Consider the following 24390-nt stretch of genomic DNA (forward strand, 5'->3'; position numbering starts at 1 on the left):
GGGCAAGATTATATCAAATAAAGCGATAACTTTTCATTTAACTTAAGAAAATAAGGTAAAATACGAAAATGAGAACAAAAAAAGATATTTTAGAGATAAAAAGAAGACTTTTAGAAGAGTTTAAAGACGCCAAAAGCGAGCTTAAATTTAGAAATTTATATGAGCTACTTGTCTGTGTCATGCTCTCAGCCCAGTGCACTGATAAAAGGGTAAATTTGATCACCCCTGCCCTATTTGAGGCTTATAAAGACGTTTTTGAGCTAGCTAGCGCAAATTTAGCAAGCCTAAAACTCATGATAAACTCGTGCAGCTTTTTTAATAACAAGGCGGTAAATTTAATCAAAATGGCAAACAGCGTGGTTGAGCTTTATAATGGAGAAATTCCGCTTGATGAAGAGAAGCTAAAAGCGCTTGCTGGAGTTGGACAAAAGACCGCTCATGTCGTACTTTTAGAAGCTACAAATGCAAATGTTATGGCTGTTGATACGCACGTTTTTAGAGTGGCACACAGGCTTAATCTTAGCCATGCAAAGACGCCAGAAGCTACTGAAGCTGATCTTAGCCATGCCTTTAAAACAGATCTTGGTAAGCTTCATCAAGCCATGGTGCTCTTTGGACGTTACACCTGTAAAGCCAAAAAACCGCTTTGCCATGAGTGTATCTTAAATGATCTTTGTAACAGCAAGGACAAGGTTATTTAATCTTCTCAAGCTTTGCTAGAAAATTTTTAGCATCTATAAAACCAATAGTTCTAAGAAATTTTAGCTCATCGCCGCCATTAAATAACAAAAGTGCAGGCGGATCAATAAGCCCAAAATTTCTTAGCATCTCATCATTTTGTGATCCGCCATTTGTTACATCGATACGAATAAGTGCAAAATTTGCCAAAGCATCCATAACATCACTATCTTTAAAAGTGATCTTTTCTATCTCTTTGCAGCTTACACACCAATCAGCATAAAAATCTACTAAAACGGGTTTGGTTGAGTTTTTTATTATCTCATTTAGTTCATCTAAATTTTTAACGGAATTAAATTTTAACGCACTATCACTTTTTGCCAAATTTAATCCAGAAAGCGGAGAAAAAGCCTCCTTTGAGCCCAAAAATGAACCAACTATTAGCATAACTGAATATATAAAAACCAAGATAAAAAACGCTTTTTTAAACTTAGCCCAGCTTTGCTCTGCTACTTCAAATGCCCCAAAATAAACTGCCATAAAAACGCCTATAATGCCATATCCTAATAGCTCAAAAAATTCTCCGAGCACACGCGCAAGGATCCAAACCGCCATGATAAGCATTAAAAAACCAAAGAATTTTTTCACTTCATCCATCCAGCTACCAGGTTTTGGCAAGAGCTTTCCAGAGCTTAGCCCGATAATAAGCAGTGGCACGCCCATGCCAAGCCCCATGACAAAAAGCATAATGCCACCATAAAAGACATTTCCACTTTGAGCGATATAAAGAAGCGCACCAGCTAATGGCGCTGCAACGCAAGGTGATACGATGAGAGCTGAGGCAAAACCCATAATAAAAATTCCAACATAGCCTGAACTATTTTGCGATTTTTTACTTATCAAATTTTCAAATTTTGCTGGCAATTTTATATCATAAAATCCAAACATGCTAAAGCTTAAAATGACAAAAATGGCTGCAAAAGCACCAAGTACATAGATGTTTTGCAAAGCTCCTGCGATACCAAAACCAAGTAGGCTAGCTGCAACTCCAGCTAGTGCATAAGCTAGGCTCATCGCGACAACATAAATGAATGATAATAAAAAGCCTTTTTTTGCATTTAAATTAGCACCCTTTGAGACGATTATACTTGAAAGTATCGGTATCATCGGAAAGACGCAAGGTGTTAGTGAAAGCAAGAGACCATAACCAAAAAAAGTAAGAAGCGAGATAAAGAAATTTTTATCTCCAAGCCCATTTGCGATATCTTGCTCGCTAGAAAATTCTTCAGCAAAGCTGTCGGTATCGCTTTTTTGCTCTTTTTTAAAAGTGGCGATGCTAAATTTTCCAGCTTGGTCAGTTATCTCATAAATTTTACTTTGCGGACGATAGCAAATGCCGTTTTTAGCACAGCCTTGATAGTTAATGTCAAGTATTGCTTTGCCATGTGAAAGATTTTCTTTTACTAAATTTAATGGGATAAAAATCGAAAAATCTTTTGGATAAATTTCGTATTCCCCTGTATTTTCACTACTTGGCAAATTTAATAGCTCATTTATCTTTTTGCCAGCTAGTTTAATCTCGAAACTCTCTTTATAAAGATAGATATTTTCACCAAAGTTAAACTTCACTTCAACATTTTGACTATCAACGCTTGGAGTTAAAACAAAGGCTTTGCTAACATCTAAAACCTCGGCAAAAAGCGAGCCTACAAATAAAATAATCGAAAAAAGAAATTTTAAAAACATACTAATCCTTGCTAAATTAAAAAAGATGATTTTAGTCTAAATTCTTAAATTTATTCTATTTTATTGTAAAATCGTGAAAATACGTGAAATTTTAAAGGAGCAAAGATGTCAAAAGACAAAAAACACCAAAAAAGCGAGAAACTTGGCTATGAAGAAGAGCTTAGACTACTTCAAATTGAACTTTTAAAATTTCAAAATTACGTAAAAGAAAAAGGCCTTAGAGTACTTATGCTAATGGAAGGACGCGACGCAGCCGGCAAAGGCGGAACGATAAAACGCCTAACTGAGCATCTAAATCCAAGGGGTTGCCGTATAGTGGCGCTTGCTAAGCCAAGTGATGTCGAAAAAACGCAGTGGTATTTTCAAAGATATGTGACTCATCTACCAAGTGCTGGAGAGATCGTGATCTTTGATAGAAGTTGGTACAATAGAGCTGGCGTTGAGCCAGTGATGGGCTTTTGCACGCAAGAAGAGCATAAAGAATTTTTACGTGAAGTGCCAAAATTTGAAGAGATGATCATAAACTCCGGCATAATTTTCTTTAAAATTTATCTTTCAATCACAAAAGATGAGCAGAAAAAACGCTTCAAAGAGAGGCAAAATGATCCATTAAAGCAATTTAAAATTTCACCCGTTGATCAAAAAGCACAAGAACTTTGGGATCAGTACTCTATCGCTAAATATTCTATGCTTCTTGCCTCTCACAATAGCATTTCGCCATGGGTTATCGTCTCAAGCGATAACAAAAAAGAAGCTAGGCTAAATGTCTTTAAATTTATCCTAAGTCACGTTGAATATCCAAAAAAGATAAATGACTACTTGGAATTTGACAAAAACGTCGTAAGAGACGGAAGTGAAGAGATAAAACGCATAGAAGAAGGGCTAAATAAAGATAAGTTAAAGAGTATTGATTAAAGAATTTTTAACTTTTAGCTGGCGATTTGCTTAGATTTGCTAGCTAAATTTTTAAGCCCACCACATTACTTTTGCCAAAATGACCATTATCAGGCAAAGCACTAGAGCTATTAAATGTGAAAATTTACCAAATGGATCAGGCTTTTTTAAAATAACGACATTAAAAACAGAGATAAAAGTTACAAGGCACATTACGAGTAAAACAAAAATTTTTACAAGCAGTAGCTTTTGAAAGTTGCTTTGCCACCAACCATGCTCGCCTCCAAGATAGTCCTTTGCCATATATGCCCCACTTATCAAAAGTAGTAAAAATGCTGTGCCAAAAACCTTTGCACTGCCTTTTGTGTAGGCTTTTTTGACAGCTTCGAGGGTTTGAGGACTTATCGTTTTTTTAGCAAATGGATATATACAAACATCAAAAAATACATATCCTATAAAGATAATGGCACAAACTAAATGCGTAATTAGAGAGAAAAGATACATTTTTTGCCTTTTTTGTTTGGCATTATATAGATTTTATTTAAAATGATTACTGATTTAAATTAAGGCATGGATGTGAGAAATTTAAAGAGCAAGGCTGGTTGCCCTGCTCTAAGAGTTTTACTCGACTTCAGCGTCTATAACGTCGTCGTCTTTTTTGTTATTTCCGCCGTTTACACCAGCGTTTTCATCTTTTTTATACATAGCTTCTGCTAGTTTGTGGCTAGCTTTGCTTAGAGCTTCTACTTTTGCATCGATTTGCTCTTTTGAAGAGTTTTCATCTTTTAAGACCTCTTTTAGATCATTTAGCGCAGCTTCGATGTTGCTTCTATCTTCAGCTGGGACTTTCTCGCCAAGCTCGCTCATGCTCTTTTCAGTTTGATGAACAAGTGCATCGGCTTGGTTTCTAGCCTCAACTGCGTCTTTGCGCTTTTTATCCTCTTCTTTGTGAAGCTCAGCATCTTTTACCATGCTATTTATCTCATCTTCGCTAAGGCCGCTTGATCCTGAGATAGTAATGTTTTGGGCTTTGCCAGTCGCTTTATCTTTTGCTGAAACGGTTAAAATTCCGTTTGCGTCGATGTCAAATTCAACTTCAATTTGAGGCACACCTCTTGGAGCTGCTGGGATGCCCTCTAAGTTGAAGTTACCAAGTGATTTATTATCCCTTGCAAACTCACGCTCTCCTTGTAGAACCATGATAGTAACGGCACTTTGGTTATCTTCAGCAGTTGAGAAGACTTGACTTTTCTTAGTTGGTATAGTTGTACCTTTTTCGATGATCTTAGTCATCACGCCGCCAAGTGTCTCGATACCAAGGCTAAGTGGAGTAACGTCAAGAAGTAGAACATCTTTAACATCGCCTTTTATAACCGCACCTTGGATCGCAGCACCGATAGCCACGACTTCATCTGGATTTACGCTCTTATTTAGCTCTTTGCCAAATGCCTTTTTAACCTCTTCTTGAACAAGTGGCACACGAGTTGAACCACCGACCATTACGACCTCTTTGATATCGCTCTTGCTTAGACCTGCATCTTTGATGACTTCATTTATCTTAGTGATAGTCTCGCCCACAAGTGAGTCGATCATGCCTTCAAATTTAGCGCGAGTTAGCTTTTTGACAAGGTGTTTTGGACCAGTCGCGTCAGCTGTGATAAATGGTAAATTTATCTCAGTCTCTTGAGCTGAGCTAAGCTCTTTTTTAGCATTTTCAGCTGCTTCTTTCAAGCGTTGAAGTGCCATGATATCGCCTTTTAGATCGATACCAGTTTCGTTTTTAAACTCACTTACCAACCAGTCGATGATCTTGTTATCAAAGTCATCGCCACCTAAGAATGCGTTACCACCAGTTGCCAAAACTTCAACGATATTATCGCCAGTTTCAAGCACTGTAACGTCGAATGTTCCGCCACCTAGGTCATAAACTAAAATTTTCTCAGCCTCTTTTTTATCAAGACCATAAGCAAGTGCCGCAGCTGTTGGCTCGTTGATGATACGAAGCACATTTAGTCCTGCGATCGTTCCAGCCTCTTTTGTAGCCTTTCTTTGGCTATCGTTAAAGTAAGCTGGCACTGTGATAACCGCATCTGTTACCTTTTCACCAAGGTATGCTTCAGCATCTTCTTTTAGTTTGATAAGAATTTTTGCTGAAATTTCTTGCGGAGTATAGACCTTACCAGCGATCTCAACCGCGCAAGCGCCATTTCTATCTACAACGTGATATGGTAAGCGAGCCTTTGCCTCTTCAGCATTTTTTTCATTGCTCATCAAACCCATGATACGTTTGATAGAATATATCGTTTTTTCAGGGTTTGTAACTGCTTGACGTTTTGCGACGTCACCTACTAGAATTTCACCTTTGTCTGTAAAAGCAACAACAGATGGAGTTGTGTTTTTACCCTCTTTGTTTGGGATAACCTTGCTCTCACCGCGCTCAAAAACGCTCACACAAGAGTTTGTTGTACCTAAGTCTATACCTATAACTTTTGACATATTTTTCCTTTATTAGATTTATTTTTTAAATTTAGTTTGCCACACTGACCATAGCTGGGCGCAAAACCCTACCATTTATCATATAGCCTTTTTGTAAAGCTTGCACGATCTGACCGCTCTGCTTCTCCTCGCTATCGACCCTTAAAACGGCATTATGCACATTCGGGTCAAACTCGGCATCAGTTGCGATCTCGCTCACGCCATGCTTTTCAAAACATTTCTTGAACTGATTTATCGTTATCAAAATGCCCTCTTTGATCTTTTTAGCAAATTCATCATCCTCTGGGTCAAAATTTGCAGCAATCTCGAGCGCATCTATAACTGGTAGCAAGTCCCTTGCAAATTTCTCATTTGCATAGTTTGCAACGTCTGTCTTTTCTTTTTCATAACGCTTTTTGATATTTTCAAACTCAGCATTTGCTCTATAATATTTATCAGTTATTTCTCCGAGCTCTTTTTCAAGTTTTTCAACCTTTGAAATATCGCCAAGTGCGTCCAAATTTACGCTATCACTAGCTAGTTCTTGCACAGGCTCAACCTCAGGTAGGTTTTGCTCTTTTACCTCTTCGCTCACGCAGCCTCCTTTATTAGATTTATAAATTTCACATAGTCAGTATAAATACTGCCAGCACAGATCATCTGTGCTTCGTTACCAAGATAGTTTGTACTAAATTTAAGCCCCATAAAATTTTCATCAAACATAGGAGAAAATGTAAGTTTTTCATCCATTTGCAGACTAAAACTTGGGTCAAAAACCATCTTAAAACGTCTATCTTTAAACATATCAAAGGCTAAAATTTCGTTTTCTTGGAAGTAAATTTTAGTCCTTTTAAGTTCTCTTATTTTACTTTTTAGTTCGCTTAAACCAACTTGAGAGCAGATAAGCTCAAGCTTGTTTAAACTAACTCCTGCAAGATTACTTAAAAATTTATACATCCTGGCATCAAATTTAATAACGATCTCATCTTCACCAAAATTTAAGATCATATATCTATTATTTAAATTTAAAATTTCTAGCAATTCATTATCAATTGTGCCAAAAATCATGCAATAAAGCTCAAATTCATCGCATAACTTTTTCAATCCTTCGGCATCATTTATCTCTAAATTTATATCACTTATAGCAAAAATTTCACTCCAATATCTTCTCATCGCTGCAATTGTCGGAATCCTACCGCCGCTAATGTGAAGCTTTGTAATCTCGCCTTCATCTGAAAGCTTTTTAAAATAAACGCGTATCGTAGAAGCTGGAATAGCTGCACTCATACGAGAGCCAAGCTCATTTGAGCCAATAGGCGCATTGTCCTGCAAATAGGCTTCAATGATAGAATTTAGTATCAAATCGCGTTTATTTGTTTTACTCACTTTTAGCACTCTTTCTTTTTAATTGCTAAGCGGATTATACAACTTTAGTTTATCAATGTCAAGTATTTAAGTTAAAATAATTTATTTATATATCTTTAGTCTATATAGCTAAGCTTATTTAATATTAATTATATAAGCCTTTCCGAAAATAAAATTACAAAAAATAATTAAACAAACTTAAAAGTCTTTTATATTACCTCTACGTTCTAATAATTTTATACGTTTTTACGTATTAATATAATGTTTTATAGTATAATATATAATATATTTTAATTTATTTATACGTATTTCTATTATTTATATATTATTTTATGTATATTTAATAAAATAATCCGTATAATACTTTAATGATTGAAACAAGTGATATATTTAATTTGCTTCATAATGCAGTTGAGGCAAAAAATATCGGTAAGAAAATTTCACAAGCAAAAATGGCAGAAGAGCTTGGTGTACCAATGAGAACATACCAGGACTGGAGACTTGGTAACTCAAAGCCACAAGCTGCTGCTGCAGTTTGCAAACTGCTTTGTGAGCTTGACGACGATGAAATATTATTTGTTATCAATAAGATGAGAAAGTTGTTAGGAAAATAGATGGAAAATTTGACACAAAAAGAGAGAATAGACCTTGAGAGCGTGTTTGCAGCTATCTGCACTAAGAAAGAGCCTAAATTTTTAGGTTTTTATAAAGACTTTTACTCGAGTGCAATTTTAAAATTTTACGTAGTTAAAGACAGAATTAAAAAAATAAAAATCAAGAAAAATTAGTTTTATATTATTTGAGTAGAAAAATATTTTTTGCTACATTTAAAGATTAATAATTTAGATAAATTCTCCTTAAATATTGACTTTATTTAAAGAGAATTTGTCGACTTATTTTTTACCAAATTTAGCTAGCGCTCTTTGGTAGTCCTCTTCGCTATCGATGCCGATACTTTGACTTTCAACCTCTAGCATCGCTATCTTTTTGCCATTTTCTAAGGTGCGCAGCTGCTCGAGTTTTTCTGTGTTTTCAAGGCTTGAAGGTAAGAGGCCGCAAAACTCATTTAGGCTCTTTACGCTGTATCCGTAGATGCCAAGGTGCGCCTTGTAGCTTTTGCACTCGCTTCTGTTAAATGGTATCCTTGACCTTGAAAAATAAAGCGCATAGCCATCAAAATCAGTCACCACCTTGACTAAATTTTTATCATCCGCAAACTCATCATCCATCTTTTTATAACAAGAAAACATAAAGGCTTTTTCCCTATTTTGCTCGCAAAAAGCCCTAAATTTAGCGATATTTTTAGGCTCAATAAATGGCTCATCAGCCTGAACATTTATGATAATCTCACTCTCGCTTAACCCCAAAATTTGTGCTGCTTCGTTTATCCTGTCAGTGCCACTTTGATGATCTTTGCTAGTTAGCACAGCTTTTATGCCGTGAGCTTTGGCGATATCAAGCACGCTTGGCTCATCCACCGCAACCGCCACATCATCCACGCCGCTTACTCTAAGAGCCGTCGCCACGAACATCGGCACGCCATTTATCTCTTTTAAAATTTTGTTACTAAACCTTGTTGAGGCAAGGCGGGCTGGGATAATTATCATCGCTCGATCCATTCTAGGACGCACTTCTCGATCTCATCCTCTTTTATGATATTTTTGTGTAAAATTTTCGCGCTAAATAGCGAATTAATCGAGCTTGGCACGCTGTCATTTAAGATTTTAGCAGTCTTTGCGAGCGCATCTTTTTCATCTTTTGTATCTTTGATCTGGCACGCTTTGATCATGCTTGGCGTAAATTTCACCCAGTGCGCTGTCGATGTGATGACATTTATGCGGCCAGCATCCACCATTTTAAAGCAAGTAGCTGTATGCGGATCGATCGCGTAGCCGTCCTTTGCGAGCTTTGCGATGTATGCCTCGCACTCTTTGTCGTCACACCAGCTAGCCTCAAAGTCCTCTTGTAACGCTTCAAGCTCTTGCTTGTTAAGCTTATAAAATTTATTTTTAGCTAGGCTTTGCATAAGCTCATTAGTTCTAACGCTTCCAAATTTATCAAACAGCAAGCGCTCGACGTTTGAGCTGATCAAAATGTCCATGGCTGGGCTTATCGTCTTAACCAGCTTTTTGTCCCTGAGGTCGTAAATGCCGGTAGTAAAAAACTGCGTCAAGATGTTGTTTGCGTTTGAGGCGATCTTGATCTTGCCGATCTTTGCGCCCATTTTTTTAGCGTAATATGCCCCAAGAGCGTTGCCGAAATTTCCACTTGGTACGATGATGTCAAAGCTCTCGTTTGCCTTAAGCGCCTTTTGTTTTAGCAAATTTGCGTAGGCATAGGCGTGGTAGATGATCTGAAAGAGAATTCTGCCAAAATTTACCGAGTTTGCCGCGCTTAGTTTAAGGCGCTTTTTCTTAAGCTCAGCCTTAAATTTATCATTTGCAAGTAGCATCTTTAGCGCCCTTTGAGCGTCGTCAAAGTCGCCTTTTATGCCAAAAACCTTTAAATTTTCACCCTGCATGGTCTGCATTTGAAGCTTTTGAACCTCGCTCGTGCCGCCGTCTGGATAAAGACAGACGACCTTGATGTTTTCGTCATTTGCAAAAGTCTGAAGTGTCGCAGGACCTGTGTCACCGCTAGTTGCGCACATGATAAGGTATCTTTCACCCCTCTCTTTGGCTAGTTGGCTAAGTAGCGAGCCAAAAGGCTGAAGCGCCATATCCTTAAAAGCCCTAGTTGGGCCGTGATATAGCTCATTTACGTATAAATTTTTATCTATTTTTTGAAAAATGACTGGGTGCTTTGGATCGTCAAAACTCGCGTATCTCTTAACCGCCTTTTTAAAAAAGGCCTCTGGCACGTCAAATTTAAATAGCGAGATGATGTGAAGTGCGAGCTTTTCGTAGCTTAGACTTGAGAGCTCTTGCCACTTAGCCTTTGTGATCTTTGGTAGCTTCTTTGGCGCGTAAAGTCCGCCGTGAGCGGAGCTTGGACTAAGCATGGCTATGCTTAAATTTACATTTTTTACCTTTTCATCTTTCACGCATCTAGTTGGTGTTAGTCTCATTTTTTGCCTTTTTTGGTTGATTTTTTTATCCATTTTTCGTATTTTTCAAATACATCTTTTGGCTTAAGTGCCAAAATTTCTGGGTTTTCATAGCTATGGTGCTTTCTTATAAATTTAGCTACTTTTTTAAATTTCACGTCCGTTTTTATGAATAAAATTTGCTCTTTTTCATCGCAAAGCTTCTCTTGCCAGATATATACACTTTTTACACTAAAGCTACTCACGCAAGCAGCAAGGCCCTTTTTCACGAGCTTTTTGCTTAGTTTTTTTGCCTCTTTTTTCTTTGCGACTGAGGTGATTAAAATTCTCATTTTGATCTAAATTTTCCTTTTAAAAAGTGGCTCATTATAACAAAATGGGCTTAAATTTGCTGCGCCAAAACCTTTTTAAACTCTTCACTTAGCGTAACTTCAAGCGTGATAAGCGATACTCTCAGCCCAAAATCCTTTGCCTTTACATAGTCTTTTTGCGTCATCAAAAGCGAGGTCGCGCCGTAACTTTGCAAAATTTCACTCAGCTCCTCTTTTGAGAAGTCGTAGTGATCAGGGAAAAAGACGCGAGCTATGCACTCATCAAAAAATGGCTTGAGGCGCTCTGGGTTTGCTATGGCCGTTACTAGAACCATTTTTTCGCTTTTATTTAAAATTTCACTCTTTCTAAAATGAGTTTGTCCTTCACTAGCGATAAAATCAGCAAATTTATAAAAGCTAAATGGATATCTATAAGCCCCGCTTGGTAAGCAAAATTTTAGTCTTGGCTCTGGATTTGGACGCACTAATATGTCAAATTTGGCTATATCGAATTTAGAAAATCCGTCATCTAGCAAAATATACTTTGCGCCATGCTCTTTGGCATATTTTATAGCTATTTTCCTATCTTCGCTTACTATTACATTTGCGTTTTTAAGACTTGTGGAATATATCATCGCCTCATCGCCACTTGCTGCTACGTCAAGTAAAATTTCGCCATTTCGAGCGACAACTTGCATGCCTTTGCTTTTTCTTTTATAGCCTCTAAGAACGATAAAAGCACCTTCGAAATTTTTAGCAATTGCCACGCAAAGCGGGGTCTTACCACTTCCTCCAAGTGTCAAATTTCCCACGCTTATTATCTTTATGCCAAAGTCTATTTTTCTAGCAGTAAATTTCTTAAAAATAACAATAAGAAAATAGATAAAACTTAATGGCAAAAGTAAAAATGCTAGTAAAATTTGAAAGAAATTTGGGCGAAAGAAGTAGTCATTCGCCCAAGAATGCAAGAAAATATTTAATTTCTTAAACACGAGTTTTAGAAATTTCTTTTACTTTGTTGCAGACGTATTGCACCTCTTCATCGCTTAGACTATGATAAATAGGCAGTGACAACACTTGCTGATAATTTTTTAAAGCATTTGGAAAATCATTTACTTTAAGTGAGTATTTGTTTTTGTAATAGCTTAGTAAATGTATCGGTATGTAGTGCAATGATGTGTGAATGCCGTGTTCCAAAAGCTCTCTGGCAAAGCCATCACGATTTTTATTTATCTTAATAATATACTGAGTATAAATGTGCTCACGTTTTTTGACAGGGATTGTTATATTATGGCACTCACCAAGCTCTTTATCATAAATTTTTGCGATCTCTTGTCTTCTTTGTATGAGCTTATCTGTTCTTTCTAGCTGCGCAATAGAAAATGCTGCATTTATCGAGTTTATATCATACTTTAAGCCAATATCTACGACATCATAAATATAACTCAAGCTACCGAATTTATCAATGCCATTTACAAGAGCATAGTTGCGAAGTAGTTTTGCTCTTTTATAAATTTCCTCATCATTTGTCGTAAAAAATCCAACCGTTGATATAGGATTTTGCACACGCGAATGCGTCTGGAAGCATGACAAAAAGGAGTCTGAACCAACTTTTTTGCCATTGTATGTTAAGCCCATACCGCGATTTGCATCATCTAAAATTTTTATGCCGTATTTCTCACAAACCGCCGTTATCTCATCCATCCTGGCACTTTGACCTGCGACATGAGAGATAAAAGCACATTTTAATTTTTTATGATTTTGCTCTTTTAGCACTTTCTCAAGGGCATCTGGGCAGATGTTAAAATCTTCTTCATCAACATCCACAAAAATAGGTTCAGCATCAAAATGTCTAACAGCTTGTGCAATGCTAGGAAAAGCATTTATGGAGCAAATGACCTTATCTCCGCGTTTAGTGTCAAGCGCGCTTAGTGCCAAGTGATGTGCGGCTGCGATATTATTTGTGGTAACTACAAATTTTGCACCAAAATACTCTTTTAACTTTTCTTCAAATCTAGCAACGATATTAGTAGTATTTTCAGAGTGCAAAGCCTCCTCAATAAGCTCACTTTCACGCTCAGTGATAGTTGGTCTATAAAACGGAATCTCTCTCATCTTTAATCCTTTAAATTTTCACTATCAACGGCATTTGTCGTTTAAACCTGTTTGAAACAACTCTATTTTCTATATCCGATACTGCTTTTAATCCAAACTTTTTGATGACTTGCTCCTTGTTATTTTCTAAATTTTCTAAAATCTCATCAATAACAGCATAACTGTAACCTATGTCGCCTTCGTCACTTTGACCATCCCACAAATCAGCCGAAGGTGCTTTGTTGATAAAATTTTTATCAACCCCAAGATGTTTTGCAAATTCAAAAATTTCACTTTTGTAAAGCTCTCCGATAGGATTTATTGCACATGCTAAATCCCCAAATATCGTACCGTATCCAAGCATAAGCTCACTTTTGTTGCTTGTTCCGATAACTAGAGCGTTTATACTAGATGAATAATCATAAAGCAAGCTCATTCTAACTCTAGCTGCTAAATTCCCTTTTCTTAAATTGCTTAAATTTACATCTATCGTTTCGTAAAAGGCATTTAAAATACCCTCTATGGATAAAACCTTATATTTTATGTTTAGTTTTTCGCATAAATTTAAGGCATCGTCCATATTTTGTCTGTTTGATGATGCTGTTGGCATAATGAGTGCATGAGTTTCATTTGGTTTTGCTCTTGCACACAAAGTCGCTACTACAGCAGAATCAATACCTCCACTAACACCCAATAACAAATTTTTATCTTTAGTTTTATCTTTTAAGCTAAAAACTAAAGTTTCTTCAATTTTTTGATACTCCTTCATTCTTCCTTTGCCTAGATTTGCTTCCTTTTGCAAAAATTATACTAAGTAAATTTAAAATTTTTCTTTAAGTTTAAGTAAAAAGATGTAAAATTTTAAGAAATAATAAATTTAAGGTAAAAAATGAGAGTAATACACAAAAGTTTTGGGGATTTTGGTACTAATTGTTATATTGTTACAAAAAATGGTTCAAGTTTGGTAATAGATCCAGGAGACGGGGCAAAAGAGTGGGTTTTACAAAATGCTAAAAATTTAAAAGCCATCCTTTGTACTCATGGGCATTTTGACCATATCTTTGACGTGAGCGAACTAAAAAATGAGCTAGAAATTCCAGTTTATATTAATAAATTTGATGCTTTCATGTGTGAGAGTGATATTTTTGGTTATATGAAAAGTACTTTTACTCCGGATGTTTTGGTTGATAATGATGAAAATTTTAACATTGATGATTTTTGCATCAAATTTCATCATTTTCCAGGACATACACCAGGTTGCTCAATGATAGAGATAGATGACATGATGTTTAGTGGAGATTTTTTATTTAAAGGAAGCATAGGACGCTGGGATTTTCCTTTTTCAGATAAAAACGAGATGTTAGCTAGTTTAGAAAAGTGTAAAAATCTAAAGGGCGACTTCGCACTTTATCCAGGGCACGGAGAAAGTAGTACACTAAAGGCCGAGCAAAATAATATTAATTATTGGATAGATATAGTAAAAAATAGCTAAAATTTCGGTGGTATTAATTTCAATTTTCAAACTTTTAAAATACACTTAATCGCTATTAAAAATTTATATTTTTTATAAAACTAAGAGTCAATCAAAAAAGATAGAGAAATTTTGTATGAGGTCTATTTTAAATTTTAAAAAGATCCGAGCGAAAGCTCGCTCGGATAAAGGTTTTAGAAGCTATATTTTGCTTCAAATCTTATACGATTTTGTTTAAAGCTTTCGCTATCTTTTTTGTCTTTAGCAGCTGCATACCAAGAAAGGAATGTAAGTTTTTTGCTGTATTTGTAGCTAGCGTCAAGTGACCATTCGTTTCTTTTTGCTCTCTCTTTGCCAAGCGCATAACTTGTGCCCTTACCTTGAGTATATCCAGCACCAAAGCCAAATTTATCTATATCATACCCAGCATTAACAAACCAGTAGTCGTTATTGCCCTTGATGTTATTGTAGTATTGTTGGCCACCACTCATTACACCATTTAAGATCTTAGTTGGGTTGATTAACTGTCCATTTCCATCAATTGATGTAAATGCGATTTTGTCTTTGTTTTTAGCGTCATTTTCTTTGTTTTTAGCGTCAAAGTCTAAATAACCAGCGTTAAGTTTAGCACCAAATAGTTTTGTGCCAGCTTGTACTGCCCAGAAAGTTGCGTCAACTACTTTTTTATGATCTGAGTCGCTATAAGCATATTGACCTTTTAAGTTTAGATTCACATCATCAGTTACATTAAAGCTTACACCAGCTTCAGTGCCATAAAGTGTAGCAACCTCTTGGATATTTGTAATTGCTACTTTGAATGATACTGGATCATAGCTACCCATAGCACCTAAATTATAGATATTGCCAGCAGCATCACTAAATTCATCACTGCCAAGTCTTGACAATAATGGACCATCTATATCTGGACTTTTAGCTTTATATTTAATGTGTCTAAATTTATCATATTCTGTATTGTTTCTTTTGTCTTTTGATATTTCAGCATCGTTATCAATAGCATCATAAGCAGCAGCTGTTAAAGTAAGACCAGGTACGTCAGTACTTACTACTTTTAGGCCAGTGCCAGCTATATCACTATCGATAAAGAAACCTTTGACAAGTTGTTTACCAGCTGTGATGGTAGTATTAGCCACTTTGTAACCTAGATACATCTCATATACACCAAATGATCCAGTTGTATTTGTCTTATCTGTGCCAGCTTCTGCATTGTCGCCAGAACCATCTGTAGCAGAATATCTTAGTCTCAAAACACCAAAGAAGTTATCATCTATTGCAGCTTTAAATGCTGTTTCCATTCTAAAAGCATGGCCTGCATTATTACCCTTTACAGTACCAGCTGTAGTTTTCTTAGTGCTATCATTTGTATAACGATATCTTGCAAATCCTGAAAGATCTACATTTTTTATAGCTTCTTCAAGTGGAGTTGCACTTGCAACGCTTGAAAATGCACCTAAAGCAACCAAAGCAGCTAAGCTAACTTTTGTAATTTTCATCTAAATCTCCTTTTGATAAAAAGTTTTGAAAGGATATTATCATAGAAAATTAATTTTATTGCTTAATTTTCCTTAAAATTTTAAAAAATGTTACCAATTATTTACCAAAATAGGATAATGAGATAAAGATTGTCTTTTTAAAATTTCGTTTTATTTGGGATTAAAAATCAAAAATTTTTACTTACTTTTAGCTATTAGCCTTAGCTTCTTCTCGTTCTTTTTTCTGCCTTATAGCAGCTTCTTTTTGGATATTTTTTTGTTGAGCCAAGAAGATATGCTCTTCAAGTGTGACAAGTTGAAATACTCCTTCAAAAATTTTTATATCTTTAACGTATCCAAGCACTTTTACTTCTCTTTTTCTGCTCTCTTCAAATCTTGCTTGAGCGTCAAATTCCACTACATCGCCAAGCTTCAGCGGTCCAAAGAAATTTATCCTAGCCCCGATACTAACGCAAAATTCTTCATTAATAGCTAAAATGGCAGCATGATTTGCGCCCATAAAAATAAATCCACTATGAATAAGCCCCTCAGTATCGCACACCATATCATCTGTAGTAAAAAATCTAGTCTTTGCGTGATTTTTTTCAAGTAAAAATGCCGTTCCGCTAAAATTTAGCTTTGTTAAAGGTGCTGTTTTTATCTCGTTTCTTAGCGGATTTTCGTCCTCTGGGAGGATTATTTGCGATTCATCTTTTATATCATAGATATTTTCTTCTGCCATTTTTATCCTTAAATTTTAACTCTAACATATGCTCTTTTTGGCGCTGGGTAGCCCTCGATGGTCTTTGTATTATCGTCTGGATCTAAGAAATTTCCAAGACTCTCACCATCTATCCACTGCGTTTTTCGCTGCTCATTTAGATCAGTGGCCTTCGTCTCAAGCATGGTAAAATCCCTAAACTTAGCTCTCTCGCACCAGTTTTGAAGTGTCGAGAGTGTTGGCACAAAGTAGATATTTGGAATTTTTGAGTATCTATCTTTTGGGCTCAGCGCAAAATCGCCATCCATATCAATATACATAGTATCTAAAAATAGCTCACCGCCTGGATTTAGCGCGCTTTTTAGCTCTTTTAGCATCTTTATAGGATCGCTTCTATGGTATATCACGCCAAGGCAAAAAATGGTGTCAAATTTCACTCCAAACTCAGGCAAGTTCTCTACTCCAAGAAGCTCGTAAGCGATATTTGAGCGGATAAAATTATTTAAAAAAGCAAACTGCAAATATGTATGCACGCTAGGATCAAAGCCAGTTATGCTTTTTGGGTCGTACTCAAGCATCTTAAACATATAATATCCATTGTTACAACCCACATCAGCCACGCACTTGCCAGCTAAATTTAGATGAGGAGCAAGAATATTAAACTTAATAAAACTTTGCCACTCGCTATCTATATATATATCATCAAGCAAAAATGGCCCTTTTCGCCAAGGCTTTAGGCTAAGGGCGAGATCAAAAATTTCATCTTTTTTAGCTTGGTCTAAATTTTTAAATTTCACATTTACACTATCTTTTAGCTCAAGCTCGCAGTCAAAATTTGCTAAATTTTCTATCCTATTATAAATTTGCTTTTGCTGCTCGTTAAATTTGCTAAGATCCACGCTATTTCCAGTCGACGATGTTGTGCGGACACTCTTTTTGGTAGGTGCCAGTCGCGTCATAATACTCTTTACAATCATTATAATATTGAGTCGAAACTCCACGCTCGTTCATATAAAGACAACCATTGCAAAATAGCGCTATAAAGCCTAAAAATATAATCTTTTTCATGTGGCGGATTTTATCATAAATAAAAATTTTATGCTAGAATAGCAGGCAGTTTTAGAGCCAAGTTTGGCTAATATTAAGCAAAAAGGCATTTTATGCAAAGAAGAGATTTTTTTAAATTCAGTAGTTTTTTAGGTGCAGCGAGTCTGCTTCCAAGTGTAACTCTAGCTAGCGACGAGCCAGCAAACCCAGTAGTTAGAAATTTCGACGTAAATTTCAAACATTTCTTACTTGAAAAGGGCAAAAGCTCAAGGATTTGGCTACCGCTCCCACTAAGCACAACTTATCAGCAACTAACCCAAGACTACGTCATAAACACAACCGCTAAAAACGTCTATATTTCAGATACGCTAATACCAACAATGTATGCTGATTTTGAAGAAAATGAGCCAAGACCTATCTTAAATGTGCAGTTTAAAATCCAAACAACAGAGCGTAACACTGACTTTAGCAAGGTAAATTACGATCCAAACGAGAAGGTTGATCCTGCAGTTTTAGAGTTTTTAAAACCAACCTCACACATCCCAACTGACGGTGTAGTAAGAGCAAAGGCGCTAGAGATAGTTGGAAATTTAAAGGGCGACTTGGAGCGCGCAAAAGCAATCTACACGTGGGTTGCAAACACTATGCAGCGCGATAACAGCATCCTAGGATGTGGCACAGGCGACGTTAAAGCCATACTTGAAAGCGGCAAACTTGTTGGCAAATGCACCGACATAAACTCAGTTTTTGTGGGACTTTGCAGATCAGTTGGCATCCCAGCAAGAGAAATTTTTGGTATCAGGGTTGGTCAGTCTAGATTTTCAGATCAGATGGGTAGCGCAAAAGATGGCGTGGCTAAAATTTCAGGCGGACAGCACTGCAGGGCTGAGTTTTACCTAAAAGGCTATGGTTGGATACCGGTTGATCCAGCTGACGTTACAAAGGTAAGACTGGGCGAGAAGCTAACAAATGACGATGCTAAGATCAAAGCTGTGAGAGATTATTGCTTTGGTAACTGGGAGATGTGCTGGATAGGCTTTAACTACGGCCGCGACTTTATCTTAAAGCCAACCCCAGAGCAAACTCCGCTAAACAACTTTGGCTATCCATACGCTGAAGTCGATGGCAACACACAAAATTATTATTCGCCAAAAGAATTTAGCTACGACTATGTCTCAACCGAGCTAAAATGAGAGCCTTTTGGCTGATACTAACATCCATAGGTAGTGCTATCGGCGCTACCTTGTGCTGTTTGCCAGCACTTCTTTTTCTGCTTTTTGGCACATCTTTTTCTTTTCTATCTTGGACACAAAATTTATACGAGTACCGCGTCCCTTTAAGCGTCGTGGCCGTCATTTGCTTTGTGATCTCAGGTGTGGCTTTATTTTACAAGCCAAAAAGCTGCAACTTAAGCTATAAAAAGAAAAAATGGATACTTATATATATACTTTTTGGAGTGATTTTGCTTTTACTCCTTACATACCCAGAGCTTTTAGGAGAAATTTATGCGTAAAATTTTAGTTTTAGCCCTTTTGGTGGCTGCAAGCTACGCTGATAAAAAGATAGAAATTTCAGTACCTAGCATGCACTGCCCGCTTTGCACGGCGATTGTTAGAAAGGCTGCTCTTAGCGTTGAGGGCGTAAAAAAGGCAGATGTATCGCTAAAAGAGCGAAAAGCTGTCGTTATAGCAGATGATAATGTCGATGAAAAAGAGCTTTTAAAAGCAGTCGATGCGACTGGCTATAAGGGCGAGATAAAATAAATCTACGGAGACAAATATGTCAAATAGTGAAATTTTAAAGAAATTTGAGACACTTGCTGCGATACCACACTGCAGTTATGAGACCGATAAGATGCGTGATTTTCTAGCTAGCTATGCAAAAGATAAGGGCTGTGAGGTCGCAGTCGATAGTTTTGGCAACATTCATGCGTTTAAAGGCAAGCCAAAAATTTGCTTGCAAAGTCACTACGATATGGTCTGCATGGGTGATGCTCCAAAGATTGAGATAGTTTATGGCGATGATGGCTACATGAGGGCTAAAAACTCATCTTTAGGTGCCGATAACGGCATCGGCGTAGCTATCATGATGCAGATGATAAGCGAATTTGACGACATTGAGTGCCTCTTTACAAACAACGAAGAAGTCGGCATGATCGGAGCCACTGGCTTTAGTGGCGATCTCAAAGCCGATAAGCTTTTAAATTTAGACAGCGAAGAAGACGATAGGGTCACCATCGGCTGCGCTGGCGGTGTAAATTTATTTGCCACTATCCCACTTAATAGCAAAAAAACAAAAGAGAGCACGCTTTATGAAGTAAAAGTAAGTGAGCTTCCTGGCGGACACTCTGGTAATGAGATACATAAAAATATCCCAAATGCGATCAAGATTTTAGCGGCATTTGTGACTAAAAATGGCTGTAAGCTTGTCAAATTTGAAGGTGGCGAGCGAAGCAACTCTATCCCAAGTGGCGCAACTGCACTAGTTTTAAGCGATAAAGAGCTAAAGAGTGAGTGCGAAAATTTAAGCGTGAAAAAGCTTGGCACGGGTGAAGAAATTTTAGAAAATGGCGAGAAAATTTTAGCACTAATCAATTCATTTTCACAAGGCGTAAGAGCCTACAACTGCGAGCTAGGCATACCACAAGATAGCGTCAATCTCTCACTTGTAAAGATCAAAGATGATGACATGCTTGAAGTGGAGTTTTTTGCTAGATCAATGAGCAAAGACGGGCTAAATAGAATGGAATTTGAAATTTCTGAGCTTGCAAAAGCGCTTGGCTTTGAGGTCATCGCAAAAGATAGAAACCCTGCTTGGAAGCCTATAAATGATAAATTTGCAAACGATATCTTAGAAGAGCTAAAAATTTATAAACCAAATGCAAGGATAACAGCTGTGCATGCTGGACTTGAGTGCGGCGTACTTTTAGAGAAAAAAGCGGGTCTTAGCGCTTGCTCAATAGGACCAAACATCCACTCACCTCACTCAACAAGAGAGTGCTGCGAGGTTGAATCTGCACTTTTTATAGAAAAAGTCGTTCGCGGTATCATCAAAAAATACAACTCATAAAAAATAAAATTTGCTAGAAATTTCTAGCAAATTTTGGATTTTGAAGATTTAGGATTTGTCCGCAAGTACGAGCAAATTTATATTATTTTCCAAACTCATAAACGATCTTACCACTTTTTATCGTGGTAGTTGCTGCGCCTTTTAGCTTTTTACCAAAAAGCGGAGAATTTATCGATTTTGAGCGGTTTATCTTCTCATCATAAATGTACTCGATCTCAGGATCAATCACCGCAATATCAGCTAGCATGCCCTCGGCAAGTCTGCCTTTATCTTTTAAATTTAGCATTTTAGCCGCATTTGTCGATGTTAGCTCCACCATGCGCTCTAAGCTTATAACACCCTCATCTACGAGCTTTAAAGTAAGCGGCACAAGGGTTTGAAGTCCGATGATGCCAAATGGCGCCTTGTCAAATTCCACTATCTTTTCGTCTGTATGGTGTGGGGCATGATCGGTGGCGATAACGTCTATAAGTCCGCTTTTTAGTGCCTCTCTCACCGCTTTTACGTCGCTTATCTCACGAAGTGGCGGTGACATTTTGAAATTTGTATCGTAGGCATTTTTCAAAATTTCATCGTCACTAAAGCTAAAGTGGTGAGGTGTGGCCTCGCAAGTGATGTTTATGCCCTCTTTTTTGCCCATTTCGATGATCTTTAGCGAGTATTCCGAGCTTACGTGAGCGATGTGGATGTGCGCTTTAGTAAGCTTTGCAAGCAGCATATCACGGCTCACTGCGATCTCCTCTTTCTCTCTTGCCATGCCACGAAGTCCAAGTATGGCTGATACCTTGCCCTCGTGCATGACGCCCTGCCTGCAAAGCGAGCAGTCCTCTGAATGGCTTATACAAAAGCTACCAAACATGCTTGAGTACTCAAGTGCCGCCCTCATCACGCTTGAGCTAGTCACTGGTAGGCCGTCATCACTAAATGCAACTGCTCCAGCTTCTATAAGATCGCCCATTTCAACGATCTCGTTGCCACCAAGCCCTTTGCTGATGGCTGCTATTGGCAAAAGATCGATTAGTCCGCAGTTTTTAGCCTTTTCTATCATCGCTCTTGTGATCGAGGCATTGTCATTTACTGGGCTTGTGTTAGCCATGCAAAGGCAGGTGGTCACTCCTCCAGCTACGGCCGCCTGCGAGCCTGAGATGATGTCGTCTTTATACTCTTGACCAGGATCGCGAAAGTGCACGTGCATGTCGATAAGTCCTGGCATGACGAGCTTATTTGTAGCGTCTATGACCTTATCAGCCTCAAATTTCTCACTTCCGATTTTGGCTATTTTGCCGTTTTCTATTAGGATATTTGCCTTAAATTTCTCGTCGCTATTTACGATAGTGCCGTTAATTATTGCTATTTTCATCGTTAGCCCCTATTTTTTGCAAGCGTATTTAGTATCGCCATTCTTATAGCAACGCCGTTTTCAACTTGATTTAGTATGACTGAGTGCGTGCCATCAGCCACGTCAGAGTTTAGCTCTACGCCCCTATTTATCGGTCCTGGGTGCAGCACGATCGCATCAGGCTTTGCTAGCTTTATCCTATTTTTATTTAGTCCAAAGAATTTCGAGTACTCCCTCGAGCTTGGAAACGCCACGTCCGCACCGCCACGCTCTAGCTGGATGCGAAGCATGATGATGACGTCGCTGCCATCGCAAGCCTCCTCCATATTTTTGCAAATTTGAGACTCAAAGACCTCAGCATCTTTTGGCATCATCATCCTTGGCGCAAATAGCTTTAAATTTATGCCAAATTTCTTCATCGCCCAGATGTCAGACCTTGCCACGCGGCTTCTTGCGATGTCGCCGATAATCGCTACGTTTAGATTTTTATCCAAAATTTTGCCATGCTCTCTTAGTGTGAAAAGATCAAGCAAGGCTTGGCTTGGGTGCTCATTTGTACCGTCCCCTGCGTTTACGACGCTAGCCTCTGTCCTATCAGCTGCAAATTTTGCCGCTCCAGAGCTTGGATGACGAAGTACGATGATGTCAGTTCTCATAGCAGCCATGTTGTTCATCGTATCATTTAGGCTTTCGCCCTTTGTCACACTCGAGCTTGATGAGCTGAAATTTATCGTATCAGCTCCAAGTCTCTTTGCGGCAATCTCAAAGGATGTCCTCGTTCTTGTCGAGTTTTCATAAAATGCGTTGATCGTGGTCTTTCCACGAAGATAGTCATTTTTTTTCACTTGGCTTAAATTTAGCTCCTTAAACTCTTTCGCCGCCTCTAAAAAATATAAAATTTCTTCTTTGCTAAGCTCTCTAGTTCCTATCAAATCTTTATGTTTGTAGCCCATTTTAAGCCTCTTAAATTTATTTTGTCACAAAGTCGCAAGCTGGTTGGTAGCCGTTATCACAAGCTTTTTTAAATAAAGCCTTTGCTTTTTCTTCGTTCTTTGCTTCGTTTGCGTCTTTATCTTTTACAAGGCCATAAGCGATCATTTCGCCTAGTTTTTCGCAAGCCATGCCCTCATTTTCGTCACACATTTTTGTAAAAATTTTCTCAGCCTGGACTCTATCTTTTGCTACGCCGTCGCCGTTAAATAGCATGATCGCATTCATCGTGCAAGCTTTTTTCTCGCCCTCTCCACAAGCCTTATTAAAATAAAGATAAGCTTCATTAAAATTTTTCTTTGTATAAAGCTCATTTGCCTTGTCTAAATTTTCATTTGCCATAGCATTTAACGCAAAAACTGCCGCCGCTAAAACTAAAATTTTCTTCATTTTCTTTCCTTATTTAAATAATTTCGAATGATGTTTTTTCATATACTCAACTATCTCTATGACCTCGTCGCTACCGCTAGCGTCAGAATTTTCTAACGCATCATCGATGCACTCAACATAAAGATTTGCCGCCTCTTCAAGCTTGTCTTTTTTCACTCCAGCATAGTAAAACATCGCCTCAAGCACCATACTAAGCTCATAGCTAAGTTCTTCTACGCTTACCTCTTCTTCTTTCATATTTCCTCCTGTGTTTTTTTAGTTATTAGATCTACTATCTGTGCTTTGATCGGCTCATAACTAAAGCCATCTTTAAAATTTGCAAACAGCCCGCCGCTTGCGTTCACGTGTCCGCCGCCGCCAACTAGATGCTTTGCTATGGCGCTAACGTCAAGCTTGCCATTTGCGCGAAAACTTAGCGTTTTTTTATTTGTCACGTCGATAAAGAAGTTAAATTCAGGATTTGCCACTAAAAAGTCGTTGCCGATAACCGAAACGTTGCCGATATTGTAGGTTAAAATTCCTTTATGATCTTTATAGCTTATGCAAAATTTCTCTTTATTTTCACTAAGTTTTTTTACGACATAGTTTGAGATTAGATTGCTTAGAGTATCGTCTTTATCCTCTTTGAAAAATGACTTCTTAATAGCATGCACCTGCATATCAAGCCCTATATAGTCGTTTCTCTCGTTAAAAAATTTGCTAGCTTCTTTTAAGAGATGATCCATATAGAGGTTATTTTCAGCTTCAAACATCACCTTATTTATCTCTTTAGCATTTGCCACAAGCCCTAAGCAGACCTTGCCCATTTCGAAATTTTTATCATCTTTTAGCCAGATATCCACGGCATTTACGACGTCACTAAAAATTTCAAGCTCTTTGTTTTTACCAAAGATGCCCGCAAAAAAGTCGTAAGTGATCTTTGTAGCACACCTTGAACTATCCAAGAAATACCAAGGATAGCTACTTGCGCACTCGGCACCGCTTTGGTGATGATCTAGCAAAAATAGCTTTATATTTTTACCCTCTATCATCTCAGTAAAGCTCTCGCACTGAGCTAGAGTTAAATTTAGATCAGTGATCAAGATGATGTTTTTATCGTCATTTGAGGCATCTATCTCAGTTAAAATTTGAGCAAATTTATCATCTATCTCTCTGCCGTAGTTTGAGTTTAGAAATTTCACATCTTTGAAGTAAAAATTTGTTATGTATTGCGCGCCGTATCCGTCAAGATCGGTGTGTGAGAGGTGATAAATTTTCATCGTTT

General features: G+C 37.6%; 29 protein-coding genes. 9 read left to right on the forward strand and 20 right to left on the reverse strand.

The genetic code is table 11. The features are described from left to right. Positions 1 to 68 precede the first annotated feature (68 nt). Positions 69 to 701: an endonuclease III gene (gene nth, locus CYP51_RS07970; protein ID WP_103625035.1), complete on the forward strand. Its 633-nt coding sequence runs from the start codon at positions 69 to 71 to the stop codon at positions 699 to 701. On the opposite strand, the gene dsbD is transcribed toward nth, so the two are convergent. Beyond that, a complete protein-coding gene (dsbD, locus tag CYP51_RS07975) occupies positions 694 to 2424 on the reverse strand; it encodes a protein-disulfide reductase DsbD (RefSeq protein WP_103625036.1) in 1731 nt (576 codons plus the stop codon). The two genes, nth and dsbD, sit on opposite strands and share 8 nt — an antisense overlap. Positions 2425 to 2529: 105 nt before the next feature. Between dsbD and ppk2 the strand changes: the two genes are divergently transcribed. Beyond that, positions 2530 to 3339 (forward strand): polyphosphate kinase 2, encoded by an 810-nt coding sequence (gene ppk2 / locus CYP51_RS07980; protein ID WP_021091543.1) that lies wholly within the window; start codon positions 2530 to 2532, stop codon positions 3337 to 3339. Positions 3340 to 3390: 51 nt separating this feature from the next. On the opposite strand, the gene CYP51_RS07985 is transcribed toward ppk2, so the two are convergent. The 4 genes from CYP51_RS07985 to CYP51_RS08000 all read right to left on the reverse strand — a co-directional run bounded on the left by CYP51_RS07985 (position 3391) and on the right by CYP51_RS08000 (position 7179). Beyond that, positions 3391 to 3822, reverse strand: coding sequence for a trehalose-6-phosphate synthase (locus tag CYP51_RS07985; protein ID WP_103625037.1), 432 nt, complete (start codon positions 3820 to 3822; stop codon positions 3391 to 3393). A gap of 117 nt (positions 3823 to 3939) precedes the next feature. Beyond that, a complete protein-coding gene (gene dnaK, locus CYP51_RS07990; protein ID WP_103625038.1) occupies positions 3940 to 5814 on the reverse strand; it encodes a molecular chaperone DnaK in 1875 nt (624 codons plus the stop codon). A gap of 31 nt (positions 5815 to 5845) precedes the next feature. Further along, positions 5846 to 6388 (reverse strand): nucleotide exchange factor GrpE, encoded by a 543-nt coding sequence (gene grpE / locus CYP51_RS07995; RefSeq protein ID WP_103625039.1) that lies wholly within the window; start codon positions 6386 to 6388, stop codon positions 5846 to 5848. Then, on the reverse strand, positions 6385 to 7179 hold the full coding sequence (locus tag CYP51_RS08000; RefSeq protein ID WP_103625076.1) for an HrcA family transcriptional regulator: 795 nt from the start codon (positions 7177 to 7179) through the stop codon (positions 6385 to 6387). Before CYP51_RS08000 ends, grpE begins: the two co-directional genes overlap by 4 nt. 347 nt (positions 7180 to 7526) lie before the next feature. Between CYP51_RS08000 and CYP51_RS08005 the strand changes: the two genes are divergently transcribed. Beyond that, positions 7527 to 7772, forward strand: coding sequence for a DNA-binding protein (locus CYP51_RS08005; protein ID WP_072594609.1), 246 nt, complete (start codon positions 7527 to 7529; stop codon positions 7770 to 7772). Then, the gene (locus tag CYP51_RS09845) at positions 7773 to 7946 is read left to right on the forward strand and encodes a hypothetical protein (protein ID WP_021091517.1); all 174 of its coding nucleotides are present in this window, start codon (positions 7773 to 7775) and stop codon (positions 7944 to 7946) included. A 105-nt stretch (positions 7947 to 8051) separates the two neighbouring features. Here the strand turns inward: CYP51_RS09845 and kdsB are convergent, their stop codons facing one another. From kdsB to CYP51_RS08035, 6 genes are read right to left on the reverse strand one after another with little or no spacing between them, the layout of a single operon-like run. Further along, positions 8052 to 8765 (reverse strand): 3-deoxy-manno-octulosonate cytidylyltransferase, encoded by a 714-nt coding sequence (kdsB, locus tag CYP51_RS08010; protein WP_103625040.1) that lies wholly within the window; start codon positions 8763 to 8765, stop codon positions 8052 to 8054. Beyond that, positions 8762 to 10225, reverse strand: a complete 1464-nt coding sequence (thrC, locus tag CYP51_RS08015) for a threonine synthase (protein WP_103625041.1) — start codon at positions 10223 to 10225, stop codon at positions 8762 to 8764. The genes kdsB and thrC overlap by 4 nt, the downstream gene beginning before the upstream one ends. After that, positions 10222 to 10536: a divalent cation tolerance protein CutA gene (gene cutA, locus CYP51_RS10305; protein WP_103625042.1), complete on the reverse strand. Its 315-nt coding sequence runs from the start codon at positions 10534 to 10536 to the stop codon at positions 10222 to 10224. The genes thrC and cutA overlap by 4 nt, the downstream gene beginning before the upstream one ends. Before the next feature lie 50 nt (positions 10537 to 10586). Then, positions 10587 to 11507, reverse strand: coding sequence for a tetraacyldisaccharide 4'-kinase (locus CYP51_RS08025; RefSeq protein ID WP_103625043.1), 921 nt, complete (start codon positions 11505 to 11507; stop codon positions 10587 to 10589). Next, the gene (locus CYP51_RS08030) at positions 11500 to 12630 is read right to left on the reverse strand and encodes a DegT/DnrJ/EryC1/StrS family aminotransferase (RefSeq protein WP_103625044.1); all 1131 of its coding nucleotides are present in this window, start codon (positions 12628 to 12630) and stop codon (positions 11500 to 11502) included. Before CYP51_RS08030 ends, CYP51_RS08025 begins: the two co-directional genes overlap by 8 nt. A gap of 10 nt (positions 12631 to 12640) precedes the next feature. Continuing rightward, on the reverse strand, positions 12641 to 13378 hold the full coding sequence (locus CYP51_RS08035; protein ID WP_103580590.1) for an NAD+ synthase: 738 nt from the start codon (positions 13376 to 13378) through the stop codon (positions 12641 to 12643). Positions 13379 to 13498: 120 nt separating this feature from the next. Here CYP51_RS08035 and CYP51_RS08040 point away from each other — a divergent pair, with 120 nt between their 5' ends. After that, complete coding sequence (locus CYP51_RS08040) at positions 13499 to 14101, forward strand: MBL fold metallo-hydrolase (RefSeq protein WP_103625045.1); 603 nt, start codon at positions 13499 to 13501, stop codon at positions 14099 to 14101. Between the two features lie 173 nt (positions 14102 to 14274). Here the strand turns inward: CYP51_RS08040 and CYP51_RS08045 are convergent, their stop codons facing one another. From CYP51_RS08045 to CYP51_RS09850, 4 genes are all read right to left on the reverse strand, one after another. Further along, positions 14275 to 15591, reverse strand: a complete 1317-nt coding sequence (locus CYP51_RS08045) for a porin (protein ID WP_103625046.1) — start codon at positions 15589 to 15591, stop codon at positions 14275 to 14277. A 187-nt stretch (positions 15592 to 15778) separates the two neighbouring features. Next, complete coding sequence (locus CYP51_RS08050; RefSeq protein ID WP_103625047.1) at positions 15779 to 16312, reverse strand: thioesterase; 534 nt, start codon at positions 16310 to 16312, stop codon at positions 15779 to 15781. Between the two features lie 8 nt (positions 16313 to 16320). Further along, positions 16321 to 17190 (reverse strand): tRNA 5-methoxyuridine(34)/uridine 5-oxyacetic acid(34) synthase CmoB, encoded by an 870-nt coding sequence (gene cmoB, locus CYP51_RS08055; RefSeq protein WP_258032830.1) that lies wholly within the window; start codon positions 17188 to 17190, stop codon positions 16321 to 16323. 1 nt (position 17191) lies between these two features. Then, positions 17192 to 17359: a hypothetical protein gene (locus CYP51_RS09850; RefSeq protein ID WP_002942642.1), complete on the reverse strand. Its 168-nt coding sequence runs from the start codon at positions 17357 to 17359 to the stop codon at positions 17192 to 17194. Between the two features lie 92 nt (positions 17360 to 17451). On the opposite strand from CYP51_RS09850, the gene CYP51_RS08060 reads away from it, so the two are divergent. From CYP51_RS08060 to CYP51_RS08075, 4 genes are read left to right on the forward strand one after another with little or no spacing between them, the layout of a single operon-like run. Beyond that, complete coding sequence (locus tag CYP51_RS08060; protein ID WP_087578989.1) at positions 17452 to 18531, forward strand: transglutaminase-like domain-containing protein; 1080 nt, start codon at positions 17452 to 17454, stop codon at positions 18529 to 18531. Then, entirely contained in the window at positions 18528 to 18851 is a 324-nt protein-coding gene (locus tag CYP51_RS08065) for a hypothetical protein (RefSeq protein ID WP_009294140.1), read from the forward strand. Before CYP51_RS08060 ends, CYP51_RS08065 begins: the two co-directional genes overlap by 4 nt. Further along, positions 18844 to 19101, forward strand: a complete 258-nt coding sequence (locus CYP51_RS08070; RefSeq protein ID WP_103625049.1) for a heavy-metal-associated domain-containing protein — start codon at positions 18844 to 18846, stop codon at positions 19099 to 19101. The genes CYP51_RS08065 and CYP51_RS08070 overlap by 8 nt, the downstream gene beginning before the upstream one ends. Before the next feature lie 16 nt (positions 19102 to 19117). After that, a complete protein-coding gene (locus CYP51_RS08075; protein ID WP_103625050.1) occupies positions 19118 to 20407 on the forward strand; it encodes a M28 family peptidase in 1290 nt (429 codons plus the stop codon). A gap of 82 nt (positions 20408 to 20489) precedes the next feature. On the opposite strand, the gene CYP51_RS08080 is transcribed toward CYP51_RS08075, so the two are convergent. The 5 genes from CYP51_RS08080 to CYP51_RS08100 are packed head-to-tail and all read right to left on the reverse strand — an operon-like array spanning position 20490 to position 24385. Further along, positions 20490 to 21767, reverse strand: a complete 1278-nt coding sequence (locus tag CYP51_RS08080; protein WP_103625051.1) for a dihydroorotase — start codon at positions 21765 to 21767, stop codon at positions 20490 to 20492. A gap of 2 nt (positions 21768 to 21769) precedes the next feature. Then, positions 21770 to 22699 (reverse strand): aspartate carbamoyltransferase catalytic subunit, encoded by a 930-nt coding sequence (locus tag CYP51_RS08085; RefSeq protein ID WP_103625052.1) that lies wholly within the window; start codon positions 22697 to 22699, stop codon positions 21770 to 21772. 16 nt (positions 22700 to 22715) lie between these two features. Continuing rightward, positions 22716 to 23126 (reverse strand): tetratricopeptide repeat protein, encoded by a 411-nt coding sequence (locus CYP51_RS08090; protein ID WP_103625053.1) that lies wholly within the window; start codon positions 23124 to 23126, stop codon positions 22716 to 22718. Positions 23127 to 23135: 9 nt separating this feature from the next. Then, positions 23136 to 23363 (reverse strand): hypothetical protein, encoded by a 228-nt coding sequence (locus CYP51_RS08095; RefSeq protein WP_021089755.1) that lies wholly within the window; start codon positions 23361 to 23363, stop codon positions 23136 to 23138. Then, entirely contained in the window at positions 23360 to 24385 is a 1026-nt protein-coding gene (locus CYP51_RS08100) for a DHH family phosphoesterase (protein WP_103625054.1), read from the reverse strand. The genes CYP51_RS08095 and CYP51_RS08100 overlap by 4 nt, the downstream gene beginning before the upstream one ends. Positions 24386 to 24390 lie beyond the last annotated feature (5 nt).

It is taken from the genome of Campylobacter concisus (assembly GCF_002912895.1).
GTDB lineage: Bacteria > Campylobacterota > Campylobacteria > Campylobacterales > Campylobacteraceae > Campylobacter_A > Campylobacter_A concisus_G.

Bases quoted from the DNA above. Each gene is read 5' to 3' on its own strand.
- CYP51_RS08030 (WP_103625044.1), bottom strand. From the start codon at position 12,630: ATGAGAGAGATTCCGTTTTATAGACCAACTATCACTGAGCGTGAAAGT.
- CYP51_RS08100 (WP_103625054.1), bottom strand. From the start codon at position 24,385: ATGAAAATTTATCACCTCTCACACACCGATCTTGACGGATACGGCGCG.
- CYP51_RS08065 (WP_009294140.1), top strand. From the start codon at position 18,528: ATGAGAGCCTTTTGGCTGATACTAACATCCATAGGTAGTGCTATCGGC.
- CYP51_RS08035 (WP_103580590.1), bottom strand. From the start codon at position 13,378: ATGAAGGAGTATCAAAAAATTGAAGAAACTTTAGTTTTTAGCTTAAAA.
- CYP51_RS08070 (WP_103625049.1), top strand. From the start codon at position 18,844: ATGCGTAAAATTTTAGTTTTAGCCCTTTTGGTGGCTGCAAGCTACGCT.
- CYP51_RS09845 (WP_021091517.1), top strand. From the start codon at position 7,773: ATGGAAAATTTGACACAAAAAGAGAGAATAGACCTTGAGAGCGTGTTT.
- thrC (WP_103625041.1), bottom strand. From the start codon at position 10,225: ATGAGACTAACACCAACTAGATGCGTGAAAGATGAAAAGGTAAAAAAT.
- CYP51_RS08095 (WP_021089755.1), bottom strand. From the start codon at position 23,363: ATGAAAGAAGAAGAGGTAAGCGTAGAAGAACTTAGCTATGAGCTTAGT.
- CYP51_RS08045 (WP_103625046.1), bottom strand. From the start codon at position 15,591: ATGAAAATTACAAAAGTTAGCTTAGCTGCTTTGGTTGCTTTAGGTGCA.
- dsbD (WP_103625036.1), bottom strand. From the start codon at position 2,424: ATGTTTTTAAAATTTCTTTTTTCGATTATTTTATTTGTAGGCTCGCTT.
- ppk2 (WP_021091543.1), top strand. From the start codon at position 2,530: ATGTCAAAAGACAAAAAACACCAAAAAAGCGAGAAACTTGGCTATGAA.
- cutA (WP_103625042.1), bottom strand. From the start codon at position 10,536: ATGAGAATTTTAATCACCTCAGTCGCAAAGAAAAAAGAGGCAAAAAAA.
- CYP51_RS07985 (WP_103625037.1), bottom strand. From the start codon at position 3,822: ATGTATCTTTTCTCTCTAATTACGCATTTAGTTTGTGCCATTATCTTT.
- CYP51_RS08005 (WP_072594609.1), top strand. From the start codon at position 7,527: ATGATTGAAACAAGTGATATATTTAATTTGCTTCATAATGCAGTTGAG.
- CYP51_RS08090 (WP_103625053.1), bottom strand. From the start codon at position 23,126: ATGAAGAAAATTTTAGTTTTAGCGGCGGCAGTTTTTGCGTTAAATGCT.
- kdsB (WP_103625040.1), bottom strand. From the start codon at position 8,765: ATGATAATTATCCCAGCCCGCCTTGCCTCAACAAGGTTTAGTAACAAA.
- dnaK (WP_103625038.1), bottom strand. From the start codon at position 5,814: ATGTCAAAAGTTATAGGTATAGACTTAGGTACAACAAACTCTTGTGTG.
- CYP51_RS08075 (WP_103625050.1), top strand. From the start codon at position 19,118: ATGTCAAATAGTGAAATTTTAAAGAAATTTGAGACACTTGCTGCGATA.
- CYP51_RS09850 (WP_002942642.1), bottom strand. From the start codon at position 17,359: ATGAAAAAGATTATATTTTTAGGCTTTATAGCGCTATTTTGCAATGGT.
- CYP51_RS08050 (WP_103625047.1), bottom strand. From the start codon at position 16,312: ATGGCAGAAGAAAATATCTATGATATAAAAGATGAATCGCAAATAATC.
- CYP51_RS08040 (WP_103625045.1), top strand. From the start codon at position 13,499: ATGAGAGTAATACACAAAAGTTTTGGGGATTTTGGTACTAATTGTTAT.
- CYP51_RS08080 (WP_103625051.1), bottom strand. From the start codon at position 21,767: ATGAAAATAGCAATAATTAACGGCACTATCGTAAATAGCGACGAGAAA.
- CYP51_RS08060 (WP_087578989.1), top strand. From the start codon at position 17,452: ATGCAAAGAAGAGATTTTTTTAAATTCAGTAGTTTTTTAGGTGCAGCG.
- CYP51_RS08085 (WP_103625052.1), bottom strand. From the start codon at position 22,699: ATGGGCTACAAACATAAAGATTTGATAGGAACTAGAGAGCTTAGCAAA.
- nth (WP_103625035.1), top strand. From the start codon at position 69: ATGAGAACAAAAAAAGATATTTTAGAGATAAAAAGAAGACTTTTAGAA.